We start from the raw sequence: 12001 nt of genomic DNA, 5'->3' as shown, positions 1-12001 counted from the left end.
GGCAGCTATTGAGACTCGCAAAACAGGGTGACATTATTCATTGCGTACGTGCGACGATGGTTTCGAACTTCGTCAATCAACGCCTCGATTGTTCGACAATCGTCAATCCTTCAGCTCCAGAACATCTTGGCTGTGCGTGATTGACGATTGATGAACATGGATTGTTGATTTTTGAAGTGTCGATCCCCTGCCCAGGCTGTGTGCCCGGCGTGATGCACCCTCAGGAAAAATTCATGTCAGTCTATTACGCGAACTTCAATAATGCCGATTATGCGTCGAGCAGGGTGTAGTCGATGGCCTTGAGGCGGGGCTGCTTGGGGCCCATGCGGGGGACGCAGGCGAGGAGGGCCTTGGTGTAGGGGTGCTGCGGATTGCGCAGGACTTCATCGACGGGGCCGGTTTCGACGATCTCACCACGGAACATGACAGCGACGCGGTCCACGACGCTGCGGATGATGCCGAGATTGTGGGTGATGAGAATGATGGACATGTCGAGATCCCGGCGGAGCTGGGCGAGGAGATCCATGATCTGCTTTTGAATGGTGACGTCGAGCGCGGTGGTGGGCTCGTCGGCGATGAGGAGCTTGGGCTGGGTGCAGAGGGCCATGGCGATCATGACGCGCTGCTGCATGCCGCCGCTGAGCTCGTGCGGGTAGGCGTGGAGACGCTTGCGGGAATCGACGATGCCGACTTTGTCGAGCCACTTGACGATTTCGTCATCGCGTCCGGCCTTGCTGACATCGGGGCGATGCAGGGCGAGGGCCTCGCCGATCTGGGTGCGGATGGTGAGGACGGGATTGAGGGAGGTGGTGGGCTCCTGGAAGATGTAGGCGATCTCCTTGCCGCGGATGGCGCGCAGCTCGCGCTCGTTCATTTCGAGGATTTCGTGGCCGTTGAGCGTCATCTGCCGTGCGGTGATGCTGGCGGGCGGCTCGGGGAGGAGGCGGGCGAAGGAGAGGGCGGTGGCGCTTTTGCCGCTGCCGCTTTCACCGACGAGGGCGATGGATTCGCCGCGCTTGAGCTCGAGGCTGATGCCTTTGACGGCTTTCACGGGCGTGGCGTCATGGCGGCTGAATTCGATCTGCAGATCGCGGATGCAGAGCAGCGGGGCATCTTTGGGAGGAGTGGCTTCGGCGGACATGGGCTCAGGAGAGTCGAGGTTGTACGATGCGGCTGACTTGGATCAAACACAAGGCGGCAAGAGCGATGCAGGCGCCGGACTGGAGCAGCGCGGAGGGATCTGCCAGCGTCTGCATGGCCGACTGAGCCGAGTCGATGGCGAGCGGGCGGTAGATTTTGGCGAGAGGCGCGCTCAAGGCATCGATGAGCCGGGGGAGCAGGGCGCAGGCGGCGGCCATGCCCAGCAGGGTGTGTGCAAGCACGGTGAACAGCCAGGCAGTGAGCATGCGGAAGAGGACGAACGCGATGTGAGTGCGCCAGATCATGGAGTCCGTAGCGCCGCAGACGCGGGCGGCATCGACGGGCAGCTCTGACTCGATGCGATTCCAGGCCTGATGCCAGCCGGCGCAGCCGGACAGGAGCACGGCCAGCCAGAGAATGATCCATGCGATGAAGGAGGAAGGAAGCAGCGCGAGCAGGCCGAGCGCCCAGAGCAACCATGGCTGCCACGCAAGCGTGGCCACGAAGGCGTCGACGGATTTCAGCCTGCCCGGAAGCGGGCGCAGGCACGAGCACAAGAGGGCCAGCATGGCTCCGATGCTGACGAATCCGAGTGCGATGCCGGGGGCATCACCGGCACGGAGGCTTTGGGCCATCCCCTCCCCCCAGCCCATGAAGTGAAGGACGTCTTCGATGATGATGAGGTAAACCGGGGCGATGAGGCACAGGGACTGCAGGCGCACCCGCAGCAGTGGCCGCAACTGGCTGAGATGATGACGCCACAGCCGCGATGCTTTGGGTACTCCGCGAGCGCGCAGCGAGAAATCGAGATCCAAAACAGCCCTGCCACTCATGATGACTGCGTGAATCATTTCACCACACAGGGCCAGAGCCAGCACCAGAGCGGGAGCCAGAAAGTTCCAGAGGGCATGTGCGAGCAGCACCTGCCGGGAGTCCTGCCCATCCGGGAACTGCGCAGGCATCAGCGATTCGACCGGCCAGCCCAGACGGCCGATCCAGCCGCTGATGAAGCCCCAGACCAGTACGACCACGGGCACACATGCCAGCGCACGGCCCAGCAGCGCGACGAAGCGCTCCATGCGCGGGCCCATCTGCCGGGCACGCAGCCCGACGAAGACTCCGATGCACAGCGCCAGCAGCAGGGCGATGGCGAGCACGATGAGGCTGGAGCCGCAGCGCGCCCAGAAGTCCGCAGAGGGTGCCACCGGAGCGTGGCGCTTGAAGAGCAGCACCAGCCCTGCGGCGATCATGCCGCCGAGCAGGAGGCGCAATGGCAGCCACCGGGGCGGTAATGAGAATGGCTGCAGACTCATCATTCCGGAAGACGCATTTGGAGTTTGCTGATGGGATCCGCCGGCGTTTTGGGCCGCTGGACCTCCGGCTCTTCATCACGGGAGCGCAGCTGGAGCTTGAGTGCCGGAGCGGGCTGCGTGCGCTTGGGTGGAAGCATGAGACTTTGCAGCGTCCAGCTGGAGACAGGGCCGCCCGTGGAACCCTGCGTGCGGAGGCCCGGCATGGCAGCCGCTTCGTCATGGGTGGTGAACAAACTGAGCAAGGGATGAAGGGGAAGCAGCTTTGCCTCAAGCTCCCGCACACGTTTTGGCACCTGATCGGGATCGAATTCAGCGGAGAGAGCTTCGAGGAGGAGATCGATCTGCGGATCAGAAATGCCGCAGAAATTGCTGCCTCCCGTTTTTGCCTGTGAAGAGTGCCACCAGGGGAGCTGGTCCCAGGAAACTTCGAAACGCTGATCCAGCAGCACGGCGTCAAAGCGGTGCTCATGCAGACGCTGAGAGAGAGATTGAGCGTCCGGGACGTGCTCGATCTTCACTTCGGCTCCGAGCTGCCGCCACTGCGCCACGAGCAGGTCTGCGGTTCGTGTGTGCAGAGTGTCGCCAGCCGGAACGAGCAAGGTGAATCGAAACGGATTCTCAGCATTGCGCGCCACACCCTTGTCATCACGCTTCCAACCTGCCTCAGCGAGGATGTGACATGCCTGCTCCAACTGAAACGGCGGGCTCTTTGCGCGGGTGCTGAACCACAGGCCGGGAGCGAACAGGCTGGCATCCACGTGGCCAAGCCGACCTGGCAGGGTGCGGATGAGTTCATCCGTGTCGGTGGCCAGCGCCAGCGCCTCACGGCAGCGCTCATGCTGCAAAACTTCGTGGCGGGTGTTCCAAAGCACAACCAGGCGCTGCCGAGGCGGGGTGAAGCGCAGGCGTTCCAGCTGGGTGCGATCAGTCGCAGGCCATACCAGATCCACGGTATGAGTGCGCATGCCAATCTGCGTCACCAACGGTGAAGCGGAGAAGTTGAACAAGAATCCCGGCACCGATTTGTCCTCATGCACAGGCTTGAGCAGCAGCGAGCGGGGGTCGCGCAGGGCGATGCGGTGGGTGCCCGCACCCGGCGGTGCATGGTGCGCAAAATCAGACTCCTGCGCTGCGGGATGAGCACGCAGCCACTCAGCGGGCAGGATGGGCAGATTGACGAAGACGCAGAGAGCGGTGCCCTGACGCCGGCGGAAGGACACGTGCAGGCGGGAGCCGTTGTTCTGTGACTCCAGGGTCTGGATGTTGCTGAGGGCTTCACGATTTGGCAGCGACCAGTCGTTGGCGCGGAGGAATTCGAGCGTCACTTTGGCATCTTCTGCCGTCGCGGGTTTGCCATCATGCCAGAGCTGGCCGGGGCGGATGTCGAGGTCGAGCACGGGCTCGCTCAAGGCACCGACTTCGGCGAGCGGATTGATGGACGCGGGTTCTTTTTCACTGGCGTCGAGGAAACGGTGCAGGTCTTCGAGCAGCCGATGCGAATCCCCCGCCACGACGATCTCACAGGCGTTTGCCCCATCGAACCAAACGCGCTGGATCAGCCCCGCCTGCGAGGAGCCTGCCATGAAGCGGTCCCAGGACTTGCGCAGCGGGGTGCGGCGCTCGATGCGCCAGAAAACGACCGGCTTGAGATCCAGCCCGGCGACGACTTCAAAGGCCTGACGGACGCCAGCGGCGTTGGGCTCGGAGAAACTCAGCAGCAGCCGGTTTTGCAGGACGCGGGCGGAGCTGAGATGCCACTCGGCCCAGCGGTTTTTTTCACCGATCTGGGCCTGGAGCAGCTCCTGCGCGCGTTTGGCGGTGGCTTCGTCCGCGAACCAGCAGGTCACGTCCTGCGTCCAGCGCCAGAACTCCGCCAGCCCGGGCTGCAGGGTGCCGTCTGGACCCAGCCGGATGAGGGGCTCATGCACGAGATCTGTGATCTCGCGCTCAATCTCCGTGGCGGGGAGAAAAGGATTCAGAGCCGGCTCATTCTGCGAGAGCATGACGACCACACCGCCGGCACGATCCGTGCGGCTGAGTCTGGACTCATGCACCGCCCATGCAGCCACCGCTGCAAGGAGCAACGGAAAACCAATGATGAACGTGCGGGCCAAAATCATGCGCAGTGCAAGCTAGAGCGTGCGCGCCGCGACGGCAAGACATCGCATCGCTAGATGCCACTCATGATGCCGTCATCCGTGACCTGGATGCGCTCGGCAGCAGGGATCTTCGGCAGCGCGGGCATACGCATCATGGTCCCGGTGAGGGCGACGAGGAATCCGGCGCCGTTGGCGATTTCGAAATCGCGCACGGTGATGGTGAAGCCGCGCGGGCGTCCGCGTTTTTTCGCATCGTCGGAGAGGGAGTCCTGGGTCTTGGCCATGCAGAGCGGGAGCTTGTCGAAGCCGCTGCGGGCAAACAGCGCCAGCTTGGCCCGCGCTTCATCGGTGAGCACCACGCCATCGGCGCCGTAAATCTTGGTGACGATGGCGGTGAGCTTGGTTTCGACGCTGTCATCAGGCTGGTAAAGGAAGGGCAGCTGCGGGACTTCCGGCGTCAGAGCTGCGAGCACTTTTTCGGCGAGCTCGACCGCGCCTGCGCCCCCTTCCCCAAAGACATTGGCCGTGGCGCTGGGAACGCCGCGTGACTGGCAGAACTCATGCACCAGGGCGAGTTCGTCGGGGTGGTCGTTGGTGAACTGGTTGACCGCGACGATGACGGGGCGCTGAAACTGCGCGGCGCTGTCGAGGTGTGCGGCGAGATTTTCCAGTCCGCGGCTCAGGGCGGCGGTGTCGGTCTGCGTGAGCTGGTCCAAGGCGGCTCCGCCGTGCATCTTGAGCGCACGCACGGTGGCGACGATGACAATGGCGGCCGGTGCGAGACCGCTCTGGCGGCACTTGATGTGCATGAATTTTTCCCCGCCGAGATCGAAGGCGAAACCGGCCTCGGTGACGGCGAAGTCGGCATGGGCGAGGGCCATGCGGGTGGCGAGCACGGAGTTGCAGCCGTGGGCGATGTTGGCAAAGGGGCCGCCGTGGAGGAAGGCGGGCACGCCTTCGACGCTCTGCACCAAATTGGGCGGCAGCGCCTCACGCAGCAGAGCCATCATGGCGCCGGTGACGCGGAATTCCTTGGCATAGACGGGATCGCCCTCGGCGGTGAAGCCGACGACGATGCGTTCGAGACGATGGCGCAGATCCGGCAGCGACTCGGCGAGGCACATGATGGCCATGATTTCGGAGGCGGCGGTGATGTCGAAACCGGTGACGCGTTCGGTGGGTTTGCCCACAGCGGTGCGAACGATGCGCAGGGCGCGGTCGTTCATGTCCATGACACGTTTCCAGAGCACACGGTCGGGCGAGAGCCGCGTTTCGCCGAGGAAGAGCTGATTGTCGATGACGGCGGAGAGGAGGTTGTGCGCGCAGGTGATGGCGTGGAAATCTCCGGTGAAGTGCAGATTGATGGAATGGGCGGGCAGCACGGTGCTTTTGCCGCCGCCCGTGGCACCGCCTTTGCGACCGAAGACCGGACCCATCGAGGGCTGGCGAAGCGCCAGGGCCACGCTTTGCCCGATCTTCTTCAATCCCTGCGAGAGGCCGATGGAGACGGTTGTTTTGCCCTCGCCCGCCGGTGTGGGTGTGATGGCGGAGACGAGGATCAGCCTGCCGCGCTGCGGTTTATTGTGCAGGGCCTTGAGACTGACCTTGGCCATGTGACGGCCGTGCAGAATGAGATGCTCTGGCGCAATGCCAAGATCAGCGGCGATGGGGGAGATGTCCGGATGCATGCGGGATGGAAGCGCGCAGAATGGCAAGGGCTGCTGTGAAGCAAAGGGTTTTCCAACGCCAAAATGCAGACGGGTCCTTTCGACCGATGAGCTGGGAAGACAGGTGGCCGGGAGGTTGTCTCCAAACAAGCTTCTGATATAAACCGGGGATTGCCACGTCTTCACCGCCAACGCCTGCCGCCATGAACTTTGCCGCTCGTCCCCTGCTCGTCATCACTTTCACGTTGGGCGCCACCTGGCTGGTCGCACAAGTGGCCACGAAAAAAGGCGGGATCGAACCGGGGAGGCTGGCTGGCAGAGGTGGTGTTTTTCCAACGGCTGCCGAGAGACCTCAGGTTTTTTTTGGAAACGCTATCTCAGACAACCCGCAAGCATGAGACCGCATGACTCGTTTTGTGCCGCATGAACCGGCTCATTGTCCTCCTTCTTGTTTTCTTCGTCGGAATTGCTCATGCCGAAACTGTGGCCACCCCAGCGGCGGAGTTTTTTGCCACTGACTCACGCGGTTTCTCACAGGCGGCGAAGGCGGTGGTCATGACGGATTTGTCCAAGATGGAACCGGCATCCGCGCTGATCACCGGCAAGCGGCTCAAGGGAAAGTGGAAGATGATCCCCTTCACCACGGCGGACATGAAAGGCACGGCGCTGTCGATCTACAGCGGAACGAATCCGCCGGGGGTCAGGCTGCCGCTGGCCGAGCGTGGATGGCATGCGGTGTATGTGGGTCTTGCGACGACGTCGGGCGGCTTTAATATTGGTGGCAATGGCATCAAGGCGAAGCTGAGCGATGAGCTGGTCTTCAAGCGGATGGCGAACAATCTGGCGCTGCTGAAAAACCGGCGGGCGGTGATTCAGGAGTGCTTTCTCACGGTGGCGAATCTGCACGGGCAGTCGGTCGAGATCGCGCCGATGCCGGGACTGCCGGCGACGGTTTGCTATGTGAAGGTGGTGCCGCTGACGGATGCGGAGGTGAAGGCGAGCCAGGCCCAATCGCAGCAGCGCACCTCCATCGCCACGTTTGACGGGCATAGCTGGATCTGGCCGTTCAAGCCGACGACGGCGGAGGAGCTGGCGGAGGAGTTTCGCGGCTTTGAAAAGACCGACATTGGCAAGTGGTGGTTTCAGGTGACGGGGGCGGATCTGGTGTGCTATCCGAGCAAGGTCGGCACGTATGCCGGTGAAGGCACGGTGGATTTCCCCAGCGGCGCCTATGCGACCTACGCGCGCTCGCTGGAGACGCTGTTCAAGAAAGGCGTGAATCCGCTGAAGGTGGCGCGAGATGCGGCCAAGGCGCAGGGGGCGGAGTTTCACGTGATGCTGCGGCCTGCGGGCTGGGTGGGATCGATGCCGTATGAGGAGACGTTCAACAGCAAGTTCTTCTATGAGCACCCCGAGTGGCGGTGCTTTGACCGTGACGGAACGCCAACGTTTTTCATGAGCTATGCCAACCCTGAGGTGAGGCGGCATTTGATTGAGGTTTTCCGTGAGACGCTGGAACTGCAGCCGGAGGGCGTGGGCTTTCTGTTTAACAGGGGCATGCCGCTGATGCTGTGGGAGGATGCGTTTTGCGAGCGCTTCAAAGCGATGCACAACGCTGATGCGAAGGCGGTGGAGGATGATGATCCGCGCATCCATGCGACGCGTGCGGCGATCATGACGGACTTCATGATGGAGGTGCGTGCGCTGCTGGATGAAACTGCGGCGAAGCAAGGCCGCAAGGAGCGCTACAAGATTTCGCTGGGCACCTTTGCGAAGGAGGCGGACAACCAGCGCTGGGGGCTGGATCTGCCGAACTGGATTCAGAAGGGACTCGTGGATGATCTGGCGACGACGTGGTTTGCGTATCATACGTCGTTTGAGAAGACGCCGGGGAAGATCGACATGGAGTACTACCGGCGCATCACGAAGGGCACGAAGACGAAGGCGTACCCGATGGTGATCGCCTGGAAAACGGGCAAGCCGAAGGAACTGTGCAATCAGGCGGCTGGATATCTTGCTGCAGGAGATCCAGGCATTGCGATCTGGGATCCGCAGGTGATGAAGGGGTGGCCGGAGGGGTCGCCTGGGAATGTGTTTGATGTGCTGGGCAAGCTGGGACATCGCGATGAGCTGGAGCGCTGGGCGAAGGAGGGTGTGCCGCAGCCGCTGACGATTCCGCTGACGCGGCTGGATGAGAACCATTTCAGCCGCTGGTTTCCGAACACGGGGTTTTGATCTGGGGCTTGTGGTGCCTGCATGACATGAATGGCAGTGAGGTTAAGGGCGTTGACCGTGGGTTTTGGGGCTGGCGGCACCCTCTTAGCGCGGCGGGGCTCATTGAAGACGCTGCTGGTGGGCGTGGGGTGTGGCGAAGGTGCTGGGTTTGCTTCCCGGTCGTGTATTGGCATACCCAGGGAAGCACTCGCCAAGGCTCGGCATCCCTGGGCTATATTACGCAGCCCTTTCAGGGCTGGTGCAGGCGCGGGGCGGAGTGATGAAAGAGAACGGTATTCCAGCAAGGATGCGCTGAATGCCGGCATCGTGAACCAAAGACAAACTGCCCTGGCTGAGTGGCATTCATGCTTGTCATATTCGCACTGGTTCTTGTAATCTCATTGTATGAGCACCTCACGCCGTTCCTTTCTTCGCACCGCCAGCCTTGCGCCATTCAGCCTGTGGATTCCGCGGGCTTTTGCAGAGGAGACAAGCTTGCAACTGGCGCGCAGTACGCCTGAGGCGCAGGGCGTTGCGGCTGCTGGCATTCTTGATTTCATGGATGCCATCGAGCGGGAGAAGTTTGAACTGCACAGCTTCATGATGCTGCGGCATGGCAAGGTGATCGCGGAAGGGTGGTGGAAGCCGTATGGGCCGGAGTTTGTGCACACGATGTACTCGATGAGCAAGAGCTTCACCTCCACGGCGGTGGGCTTTGCGGTGGCCGAAGGGAAGCTGAGTGTGGAGGACAAGGTGGTGTCGTTTTTTGCCGATGACCTGCCGGCGACCATCAGCGAGAACCTGGCGGCGATGCGTGTGAAGGATCTGCTGACGATGTCCACCGGCAATGAGAAGGAGCCGACGGGCGTGGTGGTCAAAGAGGAGAACTGGGCGCGGACCTTTCTGGAGCAGAACTTCGCGCACAAGCCGGGGACGCAGTTCATGTACAACAGCGCGGCGACATACATGTGTTCGGCCATTGTGCAGCGGGTCACGCACCAGACAGTGCTCGACTACCTCACGCCGCGCTTGTTTGCGCCGCTGGGCATCCAGGGCATGAAATGGGAAACGTGTCCGCATGGCATCAACACGGGCGGATGGGGGCTGAGCATTCAGACGGAGGGGCTGGCGAAGTTTGGCCAGTTCCTACTGCAGAAGGGCCAGTGGAACGGCAAGCAACTGCTGCCCGCCGCATGGATCGAAGAGGCCACACGTTTTCACATTCAGCAGCCGGGCGGGGACAAGAAGGACCGACCCAAGGCGCAGAACGACTGGCTGCAGGGCTACGGCTATCAGTTCTGGCGCTGCCAGGGCACGGCCTTCCGTGGCGATGGAGCGTTTGGCCAGTTCACCATTGTGCTGCCGGAGCAGGATGCGGTGATTGTGATGACGAGTGAGAACAAAAACATGCAGGGCCAGCTGGATCTGGTGTGGAAGCACCTGCTGCCTGTGATCGATGCCAAGGAACCGAAGGCTGCTGATCTGGGCAGGCTCAAGACGCTGGCGCTGGCGCCGCAGCAAGGGAGCAAGACTTCACCGGCGGCGATCAGCAAGAAATTCAAACTCGAAGGGAACGCGCTTGGCCTCAACACTGCGGCTTTCAGTTTTGGTGACGGGGCCTGCAGTTTCTCCGCCGACGATCAGACGATCACGTGCGGGATTGAGTCCTGGCAGCGTGGCGAAGCGGCTTTCCCAGGGACGCCGCCGCGCCTGATTTCTGGCGGGATGCCAAAGAAGCCCCAGCCTTCCAAGATCGCCGCGAGCGCGGCATGGACGGATGACAAAACGCTGGTCATGCAGTGGCGCTACTATGAGACACCACACAGTGACACGGTGACGTGCCGGTTTGAGGGCGACGAGGTGAGCATCACTTTCCTGAACAGCATCACGGCGATGAATCCGAAGGCGAAGGATGCAAGGGCGCCGCTGAAGGGACGTGTCGTTACGTGACCCGAATGGCGCTCAGTTATGGGTGTTGATCGTGAGTTTTGGAGCTGGCGGCGCTCTATCCACGCGGCGGAGCTTATGGCGGACGCTGCTGGTGGCCGTAGCCATACCCAGGGTCGCCTCGCTTAGGCTCGGCTGCCCCTGGGCTGACTCCGCTGCCCCTTTGTGCGGGCAAGGAGGCGGGTGGTGAAAGAGAGAGCCGTCCCTGCAAGGATGCGCAGAGAGTGTCCAGCATCTCGGATAGACGACACTTCGCCTTAACTGAGTGCATTCTTGCCTGACACCTTATTGTGGCACGTCGCTGCGACGGAATTCGATGCCTTTGATCCAAGATTCGCCGTTGGGAAGGCAGTTGAATCCGCTGAGAACACGCTGGGTAAAAAATCATGAGCGCCATCAAGTGTGGCGGTCATCTTCTTGCGGAGAACAATCCAAAACAAGACTGAGCTGCTTTTTCACATCCGCGCAAAGAAGCAGGGGCGATGAACCTTCACATGACAATCGCCCCATTCGCGTCGAGGAGAGACCCACTTTAATGCAACGATTTACCTGTGAGTGCGGCAATGTGCTTTTCTTCGGCAGCTCACGCTGTTTGAAGTGCAGCAGCGATGTGGGTTATGATCCGCAACGGGGTGCGATGCAACGTGTGCGGCCCGACAGCACAATGAAGCGCTGCCAGAACGGCGTGAAGCACAACGTCTGCAACTGGCTGCTGCCGGCCAGCGCCACGGCGGTGCTCTGTGTGGCCTGCCGCATGAACCGTACGATCCCTGATCTGAGCGCGGACAGAAACCGCATGCTGTGGGCGCGGATGGAGATGGCGAAAAGGCGGCTGATCTACACTTTGCTGCGCCTTGGAATCGGCTTGCCTTCGAAGAAGGACGACCCCAAGAACGGGCTGGCTTTTGACATCGTGAGCACGCTGTCCAATCCAGCGGTGACCACGGGCCATCTCAATGGCGTGATCACGGTGAACCTGGAAGAAGCGGATGACACGTACCGTCAGTTCAACCGGCAGCAGCTCGGCGAAAGCAGCCGCACTTTGCTGGGACACTTCCGGCATGAAAGCGCGCACTACCTGTGGCAGCGAAATTTGTCGGAGCTGGCATGGGATGACCCGCTGCGACTGGCGTTTCGTGAACGCTTCGGAGATGAGTGGATCGACTACGCAGCAGCGCTGAGCACTTATTATCAAAACGGTGCTCCCGGGGACTGGGGGCAGAACTACATCACCGCCTATGCCTCCTCACATCCGTGGGAAGACTGGGCAGAAACCTGGGCGCATTATTTGCAAATCATCGAAGGGCTGGAGACTTGTGAGAGCCTGGGAATCCAGGTGCAGTTCATCGCGCTGCCGCTGGTGATACTGCCGGTGGAATCGGGAGCACTCCCGGCCATGCTGCCTGCCACGCCTGCTGAGGATGGCGAATTTCTCGCGTGGTTGCAGCGCTGGATGTGCCTCTCCTCGGTGCTCAACGAGATCTCATTCAGCCTTGGCGAGCCGGCGCTGTATCCCTTCGTCATTTCGGTGAAGGCAGCGCAGAAGCTGCGACTGGCGCATCATTATGCCCAGGCATGGGGGCTGGGCGGCAGGAAAACGGGGGAGGCCTGAGGAGACGGC

The 12001-nt window shown here is 61.7% G+C and carries 8 protein-coding genes; 4 read left to right on the top strand and 4 right to left on the bottom strand.

Annotation, left to right across the window (positions count from 1 at the left end):
• Positions 1–268: 268 nt before the first annotated feature.
• Genes WAW39_RS13540 through WAW39_RS13525 form a run of 4 tightly spaced genes read right to left on the bottom strand, consistent with a single transcriptional unit; the run spans position 269 to position 6240 of the window.
• Positions 269–1141: an ABC transporter ATP-binding protein gene (locus WAW39_RS13540; protein ID WP_422319676.1), complete on the bottom strand. Its 873-nt coding sequence runs from the start codon at positions 1139–1141 to the stop codon at positions 269–271.
• Positions 1142–1145: 4 nt separating this feature from the next.
• Positions 1146–2411, bottom strand: coding sequence for a hypothetical protein (locus WAW39_RS13535; protein WP_422319674.1), 1266 nt, complete (start codon positions 2409–2411; stop codon positions 1146–1148).
• A 41-nt stretch (positions 2412–2452) separates the two neighbouring features.
• Positions 2453–4573, bottom strand: a complete 2121-nt coding sequence (locus WAW39_RS13530) for an ABC transporter substrate-binding protein (protein ID WP_422319672.1) — start codon at positions 4571–4573, stop codon at positions 2453–2455.
• Positions 4574–4623: 50 nt separating this feature from the next.
• Entirely contained in the window at positions 4624–6240 is a 1617-nt protein-coding gene (locus WAW39_RS13525; protein WP_422319670.1) for a formate--tetrahydrofolate ligase, read from the bottom strand.
• 182 nt (positions 6241–6422) lie between these two features.
• Here WAW39_RS13525 and WAW39_RS13520 point away from each other — a divergent pair, with 182 nt between their 5' ends.
• From WAW39_RS13520 to WAW39_RS13505, 4 genes are all read left to right on the top strand, one after another.
• A complete protein-coding gene (locus WAW39_RS13520) occupies positions 6423–6617 on the top strand; it encodes a hypothetical protein (RefSeq protein WP_422319668.1) in 195 nt (64 codons plus the stop codon).
• 25 nt (positions 6618–6642) lie between these two features.
• Positions 6643–8454 carry a hypothetical protein gene (locus WAW39_RS13515; RefSeq protein WP_422319666.1) on the top strand — a complete coding sequence of 604 codons (1812 nt, stop codon included), beginning with the start codon at positions 6643–6645 and terminating at the stop codon, positions 8452–8454.
• A gap of 384 nt (positions 8455–8838) precedes the next feature.
• Positions 8839–10383 (top strand): serine hydrolase domain-containing protein, encoded by a 1545-nt coding sequence (locus tag WAW39_RS13510; RefSeq protein WP_422319664.1) that lies wholly within the window; start codon positions 8839–8841, stop codon positions 10381–10383.
• A gap of 532 nt (positions 10384–10915) precedes the next feature.
• Positions 10916–11992 carry a zinc-binding metallopeptidase family protein gene (locus WAW39_RS13505; RefSeq protein ID WP_422319662.1) on the top strand — a complete coding sequence of 359 codons (1077 nt, stop codon included), beginning with the start codon at positions 10916–10918 and terminating at the stop codon, positions 11990–11992.
• The last annotated feature ends 9 nt before the right edge of the window (positions 11993–12001 follow it).

This window comes from Prosthecobacter sp., from assembly GCF_049294395.1.
Lineage (GTDB): Bacteria > Verrucomicrobiota > Verrucomicrobiia > Verrucomicrobiales > Verrucomicrobiaceae > Prosthecobacter.
The sequence above is the reverse complement of the archived record's forward strand: the minus strand, read 5'-3'. Positions and strand labels throughout refer to the sequence as shown.

Coding starts and splice junctions, on each gene's coding strand:
- WAW39_RS13540 (WP_422319676.1), bottom strand. CDS start 1,141: ATGTCCGCCGAAGCCACTCCTCCCAAAGATGCCCCGCTGCTCTGCATC.
- WAW39_RS13530 (WP_422319672.1), bottom strand. CDS start 4,573: ATGATTTTGGCCCGCACGTTCATCATTGGTTTTCCGTTGCTCCTTGCA.
- WAW39_RS13525 (WP_422319670.1), bottom strand. CDS start 6,240: ATGCATCCGGACATCTCCCCCATCGCCGCTGATCTTGGCATTGCGCCA.
- WAW39_RS13520 (WP_422319668.1), top strand. CDS start 6,423: ATGAACTTTGCCGCTCGTCCCCTGCTCGTCATCACTTTCACGTTGGGC.
- WAW39_RS13515 (WP_422319666.1), top strand. CDS start 6,643: ATGAACCGGCTCATTGTCCTCCTTCTTGTTTTCTTCGTCGGAATTGCT.
- WAW39_RS13510 (WP_422319664.1), top strand. CDS start 8,839: ATGAGCACCTCACGCCGTTCCTTTCTTCGCACCGCCAGCCTTGCGCCA.
- WAW39_RS13505 (WP_422319662.1), top strand. CDS start 10,916: ATGCAACGATTTACCTGTGAGTGCGGCAATGTGCTTTTCTTCGGCAGC.